The sequence below is a fragment of the Paenibacillus sp. 32O-W genome (genome assembly GCF_007679495.1).
GTDB classification, from domain to species: domain Bacteria; phylum Bacillota; class Bacilli; order Paenibacillales; family NBRC-103111; genus Paenibacillus_L; species Paenibacillus_L residui.
The window spans coordinates 68,750-84,781 of record NZ_VEGP01000007.1 but is presented as its reverse complement, the minus strand read 5'-3'; the positions used below and the strand labels follow the sequence as shown (position 1 = coordinate 84,781).

Below are 16,032 nucleotides of genomic sequence, written 5' to 3'. Positions count from 1 at the left end.
CGATTCCCCCTTTGCCCGTAAATATAGATTTACTTCACCACTCTTGTTCAAATCTCTCAGGAATTGTTACTCCTTCTGTTTGGCCTGTTCCGCATACTTGTTATTAACCAGTGCAGCCGGTTCAATTCTTTCCTTCAGCTCTCCGGCTTCCTCCATGACATCAAGCAGATTATTCCACTCCTCGTCATCGATGATAGGATCGCTTGCATAGCTTCCTTGCTCTTTATAACGCTGAACTACGCGGATTATAATGTCCTTCTCCGTATCCTGGAAGAAAGGAGCGATGGATTCGGCTATGGCCTCTACCGGCTGGCTGTCGACCCATTTCTGCGCGCGTTGGACCGCGTTAGTGAATTTTTGAATAATCTCTTCGTTCTTGTCGATATAGCTTTTCTTGGCCATAAAAACGGTATAAGGCAAACGTCCGCTCTCCACTCCGAACGATGCTATGACCGAGCCTTTGCCTTCCTTCTCAAACACGGATGCCTGCGGCTCGAACAGCTGGACATAATCTCCCGTGCCCGAAGCGAAGGCTGTCGGGATGTTGGCGAATTCGACGTTTTGCAGCAGGTTCAAGTCTTTATGCGGATCGATTCCGTGCTTCTTCAATGTAAATTCACCCGCCATCTGCGGCATTCCGCCTTTGCGCTGACCAAGGAAAGTGCTCCCTTTAAGCTGCTCCCATTTGAAGTCCGGCATCTCCTTGCGGGCTACCAGAAACGTCCCATCCGTTTGCGTCAGCTGGGCGAAATTCATGACCGGATCATCACTACCCTGCTGATGGACATAAATGGAGGTTTCCGAACCGACCAGCGCAATGTCGATCCCTCCGGAAAGCAGCGTGGTCATCGTTTTATCTCCGCCGAAGGTAGTCGTCAGCTCCACCTCCAGCCCCTCCTCTTTAAAAAAACCTTCTGATAGGGCTACATACTGGGGAGCGTAAAAAATCGAACGGGTTACTTCTCCCAGTCGGATTTTCGTTGCTCCTCCGTTTTGCGAGCACGCGGGCAGTATAAGCCCGAGCGCCAGCATCAGCACAAGGAACGCTTGCCATCCCCGTTTACTCATGAACATCATTCTCCTCCCCGCTAGTGATTGTTCCCTGTATCATATGCAGAAGCCCAGCAAGTGGTTTAACCTCAGCCGACTTTTTCCCTATTTCCTGCTGTATACCTGGGAAAAAAGAATGAACCCGAATGCTCTATCCGGATTCATCATCTGAGCGTTATCCCTTCCAATCAAGGAGTGAATAACCAATCATCACAACACTTCTTCTGGAGTGTCGCGATAACCTTCCTTCATGACCCGGCAGTTAGCCACATTCAATTCTATTTCAGCATGCGCCGGTCACTGATTCGTTGTTTGAAGCTTCGTCACTTTTCTTCGGAACGGAATGGACGCCTTAGGCAGGAATCCATTTTCATCCGTCTGACCGACTCCTTGAATCCTACATACGAGAAAAAGCGCCCCGGCATAAGGGCGCTTCAAATTCATGCGATCCACCTGCTCACAGCTTGTAGATCGGTTTATATTTCTCTTCCAAATACCGGACTAGGTAATCCGGATTCAGTTCCTCGCCTGTCACCTGAAGCACAATCTCTCCGGGGTCCAGCAGCTTGCCGTACTGATAAATCTGCTCGGTCAGCCATTCCTTGATCGGCAGCAGGTCCCCTTTCGCTATTTTGTCTTCCATATCGGGCATCTGACCCAGCAGAGTATGGCGGAATTGGGCCGCATACATATTTCCTAACGCATAGGACGGGAAGTAGCCGAACATTCCTCCGGCCCAGTGAACGTCCTGCAGTACGCCTTCCCCGTCATTCGCCGGGACAACCCCTAAATAGTCCCTATATTTCTCATTCCAGAATTCGGGCAGATCCGCAACGCTCACCGTTTCTTCAAACAGTGCTTTCTCGATTTCATAGCGGATCATGATATGTAAATTGTAAGTGACCTCATCCGATTCCGTACGGATCAAGGATGGCTTGGATTCGTTGATAGCCCGGTAGAAGTCGGAAAGCGGCACGCCATCCAGAAGTCCGCTGAATGTCTGCTGTAGCTCACCGTAGTACCGCTGCCAGAATGAATAGCTTCGGCCGACCATGTTTTCCCAGAAGCGGGATTGAGACTCGTGAATGCCCATCGAAGTGCCGGAGCACAGATTGGTACCCATCAAGTCTTTGGTTATATTTTGTTCATACAGAGCGTGACCGCCTTCATGAATCGTGCCGAACAGTGCCGTCGCCAGATCATCCAGCACAAACTTCGTCGTGATCCGAACATCTCCGGGATTAAGTCCGATAGCAAACGGATGCACCGTCTCATCCAGACGTCCGGCCTCCAGATCATAGCCCATCTCCCGCAGGATGAACAGGTTGAACTGCCGCTGCTTCTCCTTATCGAAGGTTTGCTTAAGGAAGGATGTGTCCGGCTGATGGGGAGACTGCTGTATTGCGGCTACCAGCGGCACTACCCGCTCTCTTAAGGCTCCGAACAGCTGATCCAGCTTAGCCATGGTCATGCCCGGCTCGTACATGTCCAGCAGAGTATCATATTTGTTAGTTTCATAGCCCAAGAACTCGATAAATTCGAGATTTGTGGCCACTATTTTTTCAAGATAGGGACGGAATTTGGCAAAATCAGAGGTTTCCTTCGCCTCCTCCCAGACAGACTCGGCCTGTGAAGTAAGGACGACGTACTGCTGGTATAGATCGGGCGGAATTTTTTTGCTCCGGTCATACTCTTTCTTTGCCACAGCGATCATTTTTTTCTGAGTCCGGTTCAGCCGTTCTTCATGGTCGGGCCGGGACAGCTCTTCCAGGATGGCTCCCATCTCGTCGGATGTCGATAATCTGAACAATTCCCCCGACAACTGTCCGATCACTTGCGATCGGCCTTCGACTGCTTTCTTGGGGGCGCCTGTCCGCAAATCCCAGTGCATTAATCCAACGGCTTCTCCATAAGCGATCATTTTTTTGATCAGTTTTTGAAAATCATTCAAACGCTGTTCAAAGGCGCTCATTCCGACAACTCCTTCCCATTATATGGTACACTTTGATATTACTTTTTCTTCGTTTTATAATCAACATGTAGATTAATTACATAGGAGCGCCGATAAGAACAAGGAGTGATGATGATGCATATAGAGGTGGGACCGGCTGCGCAAAGCGAAATTTTACAACGGTTCGGCAGAGAAGGCTATGCCCTGAAGCTCGTCTACGATTCGGAGGGATGCGGATGCGCTGTGAGCGGGGTTCCGCAAATTTGGGTGGTGGATCCGATGGAGCCTTCGGAGGAATCTCCTGCGGCCGCATATTCTCCAATCTCTATCCTTTACGAGAAGAGACAGGAGGTTTTTTTCGAGGATAATCTGAGGCTGGATTATAATACCGAGAAGAAAGTGTTCCAGCTCAAGAGTAATCAGCAAATCTACAACGCCTCGATGACCTTGCTGGACAAAAGAAATACCACTTCGTCCGTTTCCAGAACGCAATAGATTGTTATAATCCCAAGAACGGCAAGCTTGGAGCCGGGCGTGAATGGCTGCAGCGCTAAGAACCGGATGTGCCTTCCCCTTGGAAAACCGTTTATAGTCCGAGGCCTGCTTGCCAAGTAATAAAACCTTTTTTCTAACTATAATGAAACGGTTGCTCTGGACGTCCGTATTTAGTATTGTATAAATAGATTTTACAAACTTCAGGAGGGGAACTATGAAAAAGTTCATGCTAGTATTTATGGCCTGCTTCTTATTATTTGCCACGGCAGCTCCGGCCATCGTCGATGCCAAGCCGAGAGGCGGAAGCTACAAGTCTAATACCGGCAGTTTCAAACAGCAGCAGAACACACCGTCCAAGAGCCAGGATAGCGTCAACAAGGATTCTGCTACCAACCGTTCTACGAATAGCACCGGTACGGCCGCCAATGCCAACCGCGGATTCTTCAGCGGAGGCAGCTTTATGAAAGGGCTAATGATCGGCGGACTCGCAGGTATGCTGTTCGGAGGCTTGTTCGGCGGAATGGGCTTCATGGGAGAAATTCTTGGTCTGCTGGTTAATCTTGCTGCATTGTTCATCGTCATTTTTGTCGTATTTGCGATCGTTCGGGCAATCTTCAACGCCATGGACCGCCGCAAGAAGCAGCAAATGCACAACGATCCCTACAAGAGGTAAGATAGATGATACTGAACGAACAAGAACTTATTAACGCTATCTGCCTTCACATTGCGGAGCGCAAGCAAATTCAGCCTACTCAGGTGCAGGTGCAGCTCATGTGGGATGAGGAGCTGGGCTTCTCCGCCGAAGTGACGGCAGAGGGACGCAACCAATATTTGATCGAAGCGAACATGAAGGAAGCGATCGAGAGGTACATGCTTACCCAGTACGACCGCCGCGTTTTCCGCAGCGAGATTGAACTGGATGTCGAAGACGAAATGTTCGCGATTATTCGCGAGGAATAATCAATCCACTCATACTACCACGGCTGCCTATAACGGGTTATTGCGTTATATAGGCAGCTTTTTTACGTGCTAATCATTATTTTGCGACTCCTGCCCTGCCCTTGCTTATTAAGTGGCTAATTAGCAAAAAAAACCGCTTGCACAATGAAGTGCCGAGCGGTTTTTGTTGCAGAATTAACGGGTGTCGGTTCCCAGGCAGTGCCAATCTGTTCAGGAAGGCTGCAAGTTCCCCGATTCCGCAAGTATTCGTAATGATATTTTAGTACTATCTAGGTTGAACCCATTTGCGGCAGCTATGCCTCTTTGCCAACATTCAACAGCCGGTATACGATGGCGGCCATCACCGCACCGATGAGAGGGGCCACAATAAATACCCATAATTCTGCCAGAGCTTCCCCGCCCAATAGAATGGCCGGACCGAAGCTTCTTGCCGGATTGACGGACGTGCCGGTAAGGCCTATGCCCAGAATGTGAACGAGCACCAGCGATAACCCGATAACCAGCCCTGCTACATGACTATTCGCAGAATCGGAGGTGACACCCAATATGACGTAAATGAAGATGAAAGTCAATACGATCTCCACGATGAACGCCATGCCCGCGGTGATTCCGATTCCGTACCCTTCACCGAATCCGTTCTGTCCCAGACCAGTTACGGGCAGACCCGTTGAATGAATAATAGCGTACAGCAGCACCGAACCCGCTACGGCCCCGGCTGTCTGAGCTATCACATAACCTATGAATTCCTTTCCCGACATCTTGCGACGGATGAGCATTGCCAGCGAAACCGCCGGATTTATATGGCATCCGGAGATGGGGCCGATCACATAAGCCATCGCAACGATGGACAATCCGAACGCGAAGGCGATTCCCAGATAGCCTAACTCGCCCCCGGCTGTTGCCGCACTTCCGCAGCCTATCAGCACCAGCACCAACGTACCGATGAATTCGGCCGCATATTTTTTCCATGAGGGATACATTTCTTTCCTCCTTCCCTTGTATACTTGAACCTGAAATAGAATACAAGGTCAAACTAAACAAAAAATGAACAGCTGTTTAATCACAGGTGTCTGCCGCCATATTTTGTTTCCTGCATACCTCTTCGAAAAATAGACGTTACCTGAATTAAATATCAGGAGCAAATGAAATAACACCTCCCACCGATCACGTCGAAGAGAGGTGCTTATCACTTTAACCCGGCCAGATCCTGGGATGATTCCGAGCCGGAAACTTTCCCATGCGTTAAACATTAAATCCGTATGGTAGAGGGGATTAAGTTTCCTTCGATCATCGTCCACTGCACGTCGAAGCTGTCGTTGAGCAATACTAGATCGGCCTGGCAGCCGGCAGCGATTCTTCCCTTATGCCGACAGCCTAATATATTCGCAGGCGTCGTCGATGCCATCTGAACCGCATCGGTTATGGAAATTCCGAGCTCGACCGTCAATTGCAATGCTTTATTCATTGTAATCGTGCTCGAGGCTAACGTTCCGTCCTGTAAACGGGCAATCCCGCCGGCTACTTCGACTTGATGCCCTCCGAAAGTATAAATTCCGTCTCCCAAACCCATGGCTTGAAGAGCATCCGTAATCAAAACCATGTTATCGGCGCCCTTCACACGATGCATCAATCGAACGATGGCCGGATGGAGATGGACATTATCCACTATAGCTTGCAGGCTCACATGCTCCTCCTCAAAGGCGGCTGCGACAAGTCCGGGATCCCGGTGATGAATGGGCCGCATGCCGTTGAAGCAATGAGTCACGTGACTGGCCCCACGGGCGAAGGCAAGCTTCGCCTCTTCATAGGTAGCATCGGAGTGGGCGGCCGCCACAATGGTCCCTTGTTCCCGCAAGTAAGAGATCATTTCCATTCCGCCGGGTAATTCGGGAGCAATCGTCACCATTTTAATCCAACCGTCCGCTTCCCGGTAAATTCTCCTCATCTCTTCGATATCGGGATGCCGGAGGAATTTTTCATTCTGCATTCCTTTCCGTTTCTCGTTTAAATAGGGGCCTTCCAAATGAATACCCGCGATCGCGGCTCCTTCCTCATGACCGATGACCCGCTTCACACTTTGAATCATCCCCAGCAAATCTTCTATCGTCGAGCTTACGGAAGTGGCCAGAAATGAAGTGCATCCGCTTGATGCACAGGCAAGGGAAACTTCCTGGACACTTTGTGCCGTACCATCCATCATATCAAAACCGTTGGCTCCATGAATATGTACATCAATCATTCCGGGAATGAGCAGCATTCCTTGACCATCGATAAGCTCGTAATTTTGTACCTGCCCCGAAGATAGACGCCGGGTGTCGATTTTTTCTATTAATCCGTCACAAATCCAAACATTAGCCGGCCATAGCACCTCATTCCCGCATACGGCCCTTACATCATAGATAATTTTGCGGTTCAAGCGCATCTCCTCCTTCTCGTTTGCTGATAAATAGAGCGTAGCATACCCCGGGGCAAAAAGAAAAACCCAAAATTGTCGGGTCATCAATGTTACTGTTTTCGAATCCGAGCCACCGTCCTCTATCGAAAAGAAGGGACATTTCCCCACTACAACCGGAAATGCCCCTGTCACAATCTTACTATCCGTTCACATATTTTTTAACGTCTGAGCAATGCAACATATCATCGAATGTCTATTTTACACGACGATTGTTACTCGATTATTTGTGTTCTAACATCCGAAGCAGCATCACCGTTGCTTCCGCGCGGGTAGCCGTTTCGTTCGGCATGAAACGGTTTTCGCCACGGCCATCGACAATGCCCAGCTCGCGAATCGCCTCGACCGCACCTCTTGCCCATTCCGGTATCGTCTCGTTATCGGCAAATCCGGTTGACACATCAGCGTTAAGCTGCAGTTTAAGCGCCCGGGCGATCATCGCCGCCATCTCTGCACGACTGATGCGGTTGTTCGGCCGGAAACTGCCATCATCGTATCCTTCAATAATTCCTGACTCTACCGCCTGTGCAACGGCTTGTTTTGCCCATTCACCGATTTGTTCGTTGTCGGTGAACGTAAGCGCGGCATCTTCACCTTTCAGTTTCAATGCGCCAGCCAGCATCACTGTAAACTCGGCTCGAGTGACCGGATGGTCCGGTTTGAACGTTCCGTCGGGATAACCGCAGACGATGCCTTTAGCCGCGGCATGCTTGATGAAGCCTTCCGCCCAATGTCCAGCGATGTCCGTAAATTTAATGACCGGTTCGGTTGGCTTTGGCGTTTCGCGGTAAATGGTCAACGTATATTTCTTCTTCGTCCCGTTCATCGCTTGTACCGTCAGCACAACCGTATTATTACCTTCCTCCAAATCGATTCGGATGCTGTCCGTAAAGACATTATCCTCCAGCATCACTTTCGCCCCGAAGTGCTCCTGTTTCGCCACAATCTCGACCCGTTTGGCTTCTGTCCGTGCTGTATAATCTGTCGTTTCCGAAGCAAACGATGGGTCCAGCTTCAGCTTCTGATCATTGGCCCATACTTGCAGATCTGCCAGATCAGCGTTGCCGGATAAGATGGGGCCGACAACAATGCCCGAATGGCCGGAAACGCCTCCTGCCGCCCTTGGCGTCGACGTTGCTTTGTTGGAGAAGTCGCTGACGCCTTCTGCATAGATAGCTTTAACGGCAAACGAATAGGCCATTTCGTTCGTCAATCCCGTGACGATGAAGGAATTCGCTGTAACATTCGATTGGGTGAGCTTCCAGTTCGCCGGATCGACAGGTGCGGATGTGCCTTCCACTTGATAAACCGCGTAAGTCACGCTACCTGTTCCCGTGACAGCTTCCCACTTTAAGGTAACAGAACGATCACCCGCCGAAGCGGTCAGATTCGCTGGTGCAGGTAGCGGCGTAATCTTATAATACTCCTCCATTACCTCGCTGTCGAGCATGCCTTCCTTCACCGCAATCGCTTTGATCGTCATCTCCGATGTCACTTCGATAGGCGCGGTATACTCGACGCTGCTGCGGGTCGGATCGCTTCCATCCGTCGTGTAATAGATCGTCGCTCCATCGGTCGCCGTGCTCAATGTTACCTTCGTGCCTGATGGAACCGTACTGCCTGCAGGACTTGCAATTGGCTTCGCAACTTGCTCTGGGGGCAGGATGGTATAATGCTCCTCCATTACCTCGCTGTCCAGCATGCCTTCCTTCACCGCAATCGCTTTGATCGTCGTCTCAGATGTCATTTCGATAGGCGCGGTATACTCGACGCTGCTGCGGGTCGGATCGCTTCCATCCGTCGTGTAATAGATCGTCGCTCCATCGGTCGCCGTGCTCAATGTTACCTTGGTTCCCAGCGAGACTTCACCGCCGACTGGACTAGCAACCGGCTTGACGACTTGCTCGGGCGGCTCCGGTTCTTTTGTCAGAGTGACCGTATATGTTTTACTTTGTTTCATGTACGGGGATACTTCCACTTTAATGACCGTTTGCTCGTCGGTTACTGGTATATTGACTCCTTCTGCCGGATCAGACTGTCGCTCGCCATTCACATACACATCGGCATATTCCGCGTTTTCCAGTGTCGCAAGCACGTTCACCGATGTAACATGATTGTCAATTAAAACCGTGTATTCCTGCTGTGCAGTATCAAATGGAAGCTCTACTTCTTCCCCGCTCTGATCTCTTAGTTCCATCGTTACGAGGTCGCTTCTTGGAATATCGAGTTGACCGGAGGCATTATGGCCCCAGCCGACAATTGTTCCGTCTGCTTGCAAGGCTAGCGTGTGATAATTACCTGCCGAAATCGCTACAACGTCACGCAAATTAGAAGGAACTTCGAGTTGGTTAAATGTGTTATCTCCCCAGGCGACCACCGAGCCGTCCGACTTTAAAGCGACGGAATGCATGAGGCCTGCACTGACGGCCACAACATTTTGTAAATTTTCGGGCACATCTAGCTGGTTATTTTTATCAGATCCCCAGGCGACCACGGTACCGTCCGTTTGTAGCGCCAAGGAATGATAACCTCCTGCGCTAATTGCTTTTACATCCTGCAAATCACCTGGTATATCCAACAGGTTATCGATATTATCCCCCCAAATCGCCACTTTTCCATCTGCCTTTAGCGCTAGGGAGTGATTCTGTCCTGCGCTAACGGCGATCGCATCTTCCAGATCGTCTGGTACTTCGAGCCGTTTATCTTCCTCATTCCCATAAATCCTACCCCAATCAAAGACTTTACCGTTTGACGTAAGCGCTAACGCGTGATATAAATTAGTGCTAATTGAAACTGTCCGCCCTTGCACTTCATCTGGAATGTCTAAATACCTATTGTCTCCCTAGCCGACAATCGAACCATCGGCTTGTAACGCCAGGGAATAAGAAAACTCCGTGCCAATCGCTTGCACAGCTTGTAAATCTGCAGGGATATCAAGCCGCTTATCGAGATTGAGTCCCCAACCGAACACCTTGCCATCGGATGTTAAAGCGAGAGAATGAGCTGCCCCCGCAGCCAGTTTTTTTGCTTTCACGGGCGCAGCGATACGTGCCGGCGCATCGATCTGTCTCGATCCGTTATCCCCCCAAGCAACGATCGTTCCATCCGCTTTTCGGGCGAGGGAATATTCATATCCCGCTTCAATCTCAATCACACCGTTTTTCGCAGCTTCGGGTACAACCGTTTGTCCGTAGTCATCCCACGAACCGTTGGAAATGCCCCAGGCAATGACCGAACCATCAGATTTCAAGGCAAGAGAATGCGCTCTCCCTGCCGCAATGGCGATGACACCACTTTCCGCCTCTTTCGGCACAGACGATTGTCCATAATCGTTGCTCCCCCAAGCAACCACCTTGCCCGAAGCAGTTAACGCCAAAGAATGATGCTTTCCTGTGCTAATGGCCACTGCATGACCTTGCACTTCATTGGGGATATCCAACACTCCAGATTGGTACGGGTCTCCTCCCCATGCAACCACTTCACCAGCTGAAGTTAATGCTAAGGAATGCCTATACCCCGCCGCTATGGCTACAACGCCACGTTCCGCTTCTTCCGGCACATCCGATACACCATAAGAATTGTTGCCCCAGGCAATGACTTTCCCCGACGATGTGAGGGCTAACGAATGGAAGGCGCTGTTACCTGATGCAATCGCTACGATATCGCTTTTCGCCTCCTCGGGTACATCAGCTTCGCCAAATCTTCCCCCTCCCCAGGCAATGACCTTGCCGTCAGATGTAAGAGCCAGGGAGTGATCCTGTCCTGCGCTCACCTGGACAATATTGGACTGCGCTTCAATAGGTACCGTAGTTCTGCCACTTTGATTCGATCCCCAAGCGAGCACTTCCCCATCCGATGTTAAGGCTAAGGAATGGTACCGCCCTCCCGCGATTTGCTGGCCCCCGCCCCAACGATCACTCAGGGCTGGATGAAAGCTCCCTTGAGCGGATACATTGTCAAAAGGTACCGCGATCAGAAACGACTGTATGAGCAGCAAAGAGATGCATAACCTCGCCAAGCCGCTCCTCCTATTGCATTTGTATGATTGTTTCATGCTTTTTCCACGTGGATTCATCTCTTACAACCCCTCCTCTCTTTGAGCTCTTAACGGCTTCATCCAGAAGATTATACAAACTTCCCTCCCGGTTGTGATCAACCCCTCTTGTCATAAAACGATCCGGGGTGGAGCAAGGGGGGTGGAGATAATCCCCGCAAAAAAAAGAAGGAACGGATCAGAACAGCTTGAGTGTTCTGGCACGTTCCAAAGCTTGCAAACGGCTATTGACCTGCAGTTTGCCATAGATATTGTTAATATGAGTTTTAACGGTCGATAACGAAACGTTTAATTCATTCGCAATTTCCTTGTTTGACATCCCGGTCTGCATAAGCCGAAGAACACTTTGTTCTTTGGAGGTTATAGAAGGCATGTATCCCTCGTTGGAAACCGACCTCCCTCCTTCGATTGGAGAGATGAGCCGCAGCAGTCGTTTCACGTGAGGTAAAGGAACTTTTCTTCCGGGACGGTGATGTTGATTTTGACGCAAATGTATAAATCGACTCAATAATTGCCCGATCGGTACCCCTTCATCAACAAAGGTGCGTATGTACCCTTCGGGCCAAGCCAAGGCGAGCGCCTCTTCCAACGCATCCATGCTCTGTACATGCTTGCCCTGCAAAGAAAGCAACCGGCTTTTATGAATGAGCAAACGGATCTTGTCGCTTTGCCGTCCTGCCTGGCTCGCGATGAGGATGAGCCGTTCCGTTAAAGCCACTGCTTCCTCTGTCTTCCCCTGCTCTGCCAACAGGGTGGCCAGCAAGTCATATTCCCCGATCATCGATAACGGAATTTCATCCCCGGAGCGAAGATCGCTCATTCGCAGCCATTGCCTCACCGGCTTCTCTTTCCCTTGCATCCTGCCCTGCATTGCCCGGAACCATATGATTTTCCTGGACAAATGGGGCTTGACCTTCGGAGCCGTATGTTCCGTCAACTCCTGAAGTATAGAGCTTGCAATTTCCCAGTTGCCTTGCACCGCAGCAATGCGGGCAAGCCACAGCGAGGCTGTCGCAGCAAGGCTGGGGTTGTCATTGGATCTTCCGATATCGTATGCCCGCTGCATATACGTCCTGGCTTCATCCAGGCGATTCCTTTCGTACTGCAGCTTTCCGAAATCTATACTCAGGTGAGCGACAAAATATACATTTTGTGTTTTGGACCAAATGGACAATAAAGGTGTCAGCACCTGATCGGCCAATCGAAGACTGTCTTCCGACACATAGATGTCCCAAACGGGATGGTAACCGTCCGAATCGTTGCCAAAGCCGATGAATAAATCACCTTGAGGGTGTCTCTCAACAAATTCCTTGGAGAATTGAACGGCATATTCGAAATCCCGATCCAAAAACGTGCGGAATGCAGCCAGAAAAGCCAGGCCGGCTTGCAGCGTCTCGGATTCGTCGGCATGAAGGGAGCCTGCGTCCTCTTCCAGCTTGCGGATCGCCCGCCAATACCCGTCCGTGGCTGCCTCGGTATGCCCGGCTAAATACTGGGAAGCGAGTTTAGTCAACAGCATCATCGGCTTGGCAAACAACAACGAATCGGGAATATCGCTTAGCCACTTGCAGAGCATCGTCCATTCGTTCATCATCAACTCCGGCGCCATCGCTTCCAATATAACAAGCGCATCTTCATAACTCGCTGCCGTCAAATAATGCTCTACCGCCTCATGAGGATATCCGTTTTCCTCTAACCATCTTCCTGCCGCGATATGAAGCGTCTCCCATAACTGCGGTTCTTTTATTTTCAACTGCCCTGTCAAAAAATGCTGAAACAAATGATGATACCTATACCAATTCCTCTGCTCGTCCAAAGACACAATAAACAGGCTCTCCTGCTCCAACCAATGCAGCCATGCGGCACTTTCGGTCATTCTGGTAACCGCCTTGCAAAGTTCGCCGCTCATCCGCTGCAAGATTGACGTCTGAAGCAGAAATTGCTGCAGCGCTTCAGGCTGCCGGGACAACACTTCTTCGAAGAAATAATCCGAAATGTCACGCTCCGTTCCCGTCATCTTCCGGATAATCGCGGCTGGATCGAAATTGTCGTTCAATGACAAGACAGCCAGCCGCATGGCGGCTACCCACCCTTCCGTTCGTTCCTGAACGGCTGCCGTTTCTACGCTGGACAATTCCACCCCGGAGCATTTTGTGAAAAATTCGCTCGTCTCTTCCGGATCGAAACGCAGATCACTCGCTTCTAATTGATTTAGCCCATCTCCCACCCGGATTCTGGAAAGGGAAAGCGATGGTGAAATTCGGCTTGCGATATAGAGATGAACGTGAGAAGGAAGTCGTTCCAGCAGGTAGATGATTCCCTTCAGCAGCGTTGGTTCTTCGATTTGGTGAAAGTCATCCCACACAAGTACTATCGTCTGCGATAAGCGATGCAGCCCGTTAACGAGTGCGGCAATCAGCGAGTAACCGGATGCGTCTTCCGCAGCATGACGAAGCACAGCCTGTTCGTCGAAGGCCGGGTAAGCTTGTTTCAACGCCGCAATCGTATGTGCCCAGAAGCGCAATCGATCATTATCTCCCATATCCAGCGATACCCAGGCGACGGGGCTTTCCAACACTTCCGCCCACTCGCTGAGCAGTGTGGTTTTGCCGTATCCTGCAGGGGCTGTGACCAACGTGAGTGCGCGATTCAGTCCTTCTTTTAAACGATGGATGAGACGAGGACGCGTAATAAGCGCAGTTCGTGGCCGGGGAATATGCAATTTGGTAGCAATGATCATTACATGACCACTTCCTTTTTGGCAATCATCCATGAGGATGAACATTTTCTCTATTTTACCAAATAAGGTCATATTCTGCCTGGGATGATCTTGCAAAACCGCCGTTTCTTCAAATCCGGCCTCGCTTCCGGACTGCTTATCCGGCTTTCGCCTTCGCCAGCAAATACAAAAAATACGGGGCACCGATGACCGCAACGACAATACCTGTCGGAATATCCGCCGGCTGGAAGATCCAGCGTCCGATCGTATCGGCCAAGATCATCAGCAAGCTTCCGGTCAAAGCCGAAGCCGGCAGCAGCAGCTCGTGCTTCGGGCCGACTAGCCGGCGGGCCAAATGCGGACCGATCAGGCCGACAAATCCGATCCCGCCGCTCACTGCCACAGAGGAACCGGCCAAGCCTACTGCTGCGGCAAGCAACTGAAGCCGTTCTTTGTCCACCGGGGCGCCAAGTCCGGTCGCCGCCTGCTCACCAAGGTTCAATACGTTCATGACCCGGGCTTTGCTAAAAACAAATGGGAGAAGCGCAGCTATCCATGGCAGCAGGGCGAGGACAAATGTCCAGTTCGTTCCCCAGATGCTGCCGGCCAGCCAAGTGGCCACAAACTGATACCTGGCGGGATCGAGACGAAGCGTCAGCACGATCATGGCCGCGCTAATCCCCGCAGCTACCGCGATTCCGGTAAGCACTAGCCTGGTCGGCGAGACGCCTTCATGCCGTTGGTGAGCAAGCGTGTAAATCAGCAAGGCCGTCAACCCGGCCCCGACCAAGGCTAGAACCGGCAGCAGGAATACCGGGGCCGCTGTCGTTGCCGGAAAGAAATAAATGAACAGCATGACCATGAGTCCGGCCCCGGCATTGATCCCCAAAATCCCCGGATCTGCCAGCGCATTGCGGGAGACGCCCTGCAGGATGCAGCCCGACACGGCCAATCCTGCACCGACCAGAATGGACAGGACAATGCGAGGCAGCCGGAAATCGAACAATACGAGCGACTGCTTCTCCGTGCCCAAGCCTGCCAGCGTCTTGAGTACATCCCATGGAGACAGGCGAATATAGCCGGTATTCATGCTAATGACGAAAGAAACGATAATTAGCACAGCCAGAACGACCATGACGGTTATCCCCCGGGCCGTTCTAGTTCGGGCGGAGGGTACGGCTTGCCCCGTTTTCATGAGAGCTCCCTCCTCTGTTTACGTGCCAGATATAGAAAGAACGGCACTCCGATCAAGCTGATCAGCGCCCCTATTGGAGTTTCATACGGAAGGTTGATGATTCTGGCCCCCAGATCGGCGAACACGACAAGCAAGCTGCCAAGCACTGCAGAACAAGGAATAATCCAACGATAATCCACTCCAACCAGAAACCGCGTCAAATGCGGGATAATCAGGCCGACGAAGCTGACGGCGCCGACTACCGAAACAGCGGAACCGGCCAGAATGAGAACGATGATTGTTCCCGCAAGCTTGACGAGCCCCGTCCGTTGTCCGAGACCGGTAGCGACCTCTTCCCCAAGGCTTAACATGGTAACGGATCGGGAGAGCATGATCGCCGCGAGCATTGCTCCCGCAACCCAGGGAAACATGATTTTCAGTTGAAACCAGTTCGTGCCCGCCACGCCGCCTGCATACCAGAATGCCAAATCCTGCCCGATGCGGAAATAGAGGGCGATACCTTCGCTTAGCGCTGCGAGAAGCGTACTGACTGCCGCTCCGGCCAATACAAGACGTACAGGCGTCAATCCCCCTTTGGCCAGCGAGCCGATACCGAACACAAGCCCTGCTCCCACACCGGCGCCGAGGAATGAATATAAGATTAGAACCATAAACGGCAGCCCGGGAAAAATGGCTAAACATATCGCCAGAACGAAGCCGGCCCCGGCGTTGAGTCCGAGTATTCCGGAATCTGCCATTGGATTGCGGGTCATGCCTTGCATCAGTGCGCCCGCTACCGCAAAGCTCGCACCCACCATTGCTCCGCCAAGCACACGCGGCAGACGAAGCTCTTGAATGATTTGATGCTGGGTGATATCCGGATGAAACCAGACTATAGCTTCCCATACAGTGCCAAGCCCTATATCGGCAGCACCAAAGGAAACAGAGATCGCAATCCCGAGCAATAATGCTACGGTTCCTCCCAACATAATTAAGATCGCAGCGAGCGGCCTTACCCGCAATTTCGCCGTTTCTACACCTGATTCATTCTTGTTCGCTCTTTCTGTCCATTCCGGCATACCCGTTCTCCTCATTCTTATAAATCGATGTGTCCAAGTTACACTGGAAGCTGCCGATTAACCGGGGAAGATTTTGCAGCTTCCGTGACACGCTCCTA

Annotated in this window: 13 protein-coding genes; 3 read left to right on the top strand and 10 right to left on the bottom strand. The window is 51.2% G+C overall.

Annotation, left to right across the window (positions count from 1 at the left end; genetic code table 11):
* Positions 1-66: 66 nt before the first annotated feature.
* The 3 genes from FS806_RS04730 to FS806_RS04725 form a co-directional block, all read right to left on the bottom strand.
* On the bottom strand, positions 67-1,068 hold the full coding sequence (locus FS806_RS04730) for an ABC transporter substrate-binding protein (RefSeq protein ID WP_144933468.1): 1,002 nt from the start codon (positions 1,066-1,068) through the stop codon (positions 67-69).
* A gap of 279 nt (positions 1,069-1,347) precedes the next feature.
* The gene (locus FS806_RS25635; RefSeq protein ID WP_186328207.1) at positions 1,348-1,494 is read right to left on the bottom strand and encodes a hypothetical protein; all 147 of its coding nucleotides are present in this window, start codon (positions 1,492-1,494) and stop codon (positions 1,348-1,350) included.
* Positions 1,495-1,507: 13 nt separating this feature from the next.
* Entirely contained in the window at positions 1,508-3,022 is a 1,515-nt protein-coding gene (locus tag FS806_RS04725) for a carboxypeptidase M32 (RefSeq protein WP_144933467.1), read from the bottom strand.
* A 108-nt stretch (positions 3,023-3,130) separates the two neighbouring features.
* On the opposite strand from FS806_RS04725, the gene FS806_RS04720 reads away from it, so the two are divergent.
* From FS806_RS04720 to FS806_RS04710, 3 genes are all read left to right on the top strand, one after another.
* Positions 3,131-3,496, top strand: a complete 366-nt coding sequence (locus FS806_RS04720; protein ID WP_260981978.1) for an iron-sulfur cluster biosynthesis family protein — start codon at positions 3,131-3,133, stop codon at positions 3,494-3,496.
* A gap of 214 nt (positions 3,497-3,710) precedes the next feature.
* A complete protein-coding gene (locus FS806_RS04715; protein WP_144933465.1) occupies positions 3,711-4,169 on the top strand; it encodes a hypothetical protein in 459 nt (152 codons plus the stop codon).
* A gap of 5 nt (positions 4,170-4,174) precedes the next feature.
* Entirely contained in the window at positions 4,175-4,456 is a 282-nt protein-coding gene (locus FS806_RS04710) for a YxcD family protein (protein WP_144933464.1), read from the top strand.
* Between the two features lie 293 nt (positions 4,457-4,749).
* Here the strand turns inward: FS806_RS04710 and FS806_RS04705 are convergent, their stop codons facing one another.
* The 7 genes from FS806_RS04705 to FS806_RS04675 all read right to left on the bottom strand — a co-directional run bounded on the left by FS806_RS04705 (position 4,750) and on the right by FS806_RS04675 (position 15,934).
* Positions 4,750-5,436, bottom strand: a complete 687-nt coding sequence (locus FS806_RS04705; RefSeq protein ID WP_144933463.1) for an MIP/aquaporin family protein — start codon at positions 5,434-5,436, stop codon at positions 4,750-4,752.
* Between the two features lie 269 nt (positions 5,437-5,705).
* Positions 5,706-6,872 (bottom strand): N-acetylglucosamine-6-phosphate deacetylase, encoded by a 1,167-nt coding sequence (gene nagA / locus FS806_RS04700; protein ID WP_144933462.1) that lies wholly within the window; start codon positions 6,870-6,872, stop codon positions 5,706-5,708.
* Between the two features lie 259 nt (positions 6,873-7,131).
* Positions 7,132-9,717: a chitobiase/beta-hexosaminidase C-terminal domain-containing protein gene (locus FS806_RS04695; protein ID WP_144933461.1), complete on the bottom strand. Its 2,586-nt coding sequence runs from the start codon at positions 9,715-9,717 to the stop codon at positions 7,132-7,134.
* Between the two features lie 33 nt (positions 9,718-9,750).
* A complete protein-coding gene (locus FS806_RS04690) occupies positions 9,751-10,926 on the bottom strand; it encodes an RCC1 domain-containing protein (RefSeq protein WP_186328206.1) in 1,176 nt (391 codons plus the stop codon).
* A 214-nt stretch (positions 10,927-11,140) separates the two neighbouring features.
* Positions 11,141-13,702, bottom strand: coding sequence for a winged helix-turn-helix domain-containing protein (locus tag FS806_RS04685; RefSeq protein ID WP_144933459.1), 2,562 nt, complete (start codon positions 13,700-13,702; stop codon positions 11,141-11,143).
* A gap of 136 nt (positions 13,703-13,838) precedes the next feature.
* Positions 13,839-14,876, bottom strand: a complete 1,038-nt coding sequence (locus FS806_RS04680; RefSeq protein ID WP_144933458.1) for a FecCD family ABC transporter permease — start codon at positions 14,874-14,876, stop codon at positions 13,839-13,841.
* A complete protein-coding gene (locus FS806_RS04675) occupies positions 14,873-15,934 on the bottom strand; it encodes a FecCD family ABC transporter permease (RefSeq protein WP_144933457.1) in 1,062 nt (353 codons plus the stop codon). Before FS806_RS04675 ends, FS806_RS04680 begins: the two co-directional genes overlap by 4 nt.
* Positions 15,935-16,032: the final 98 nt, after the last annotated feature.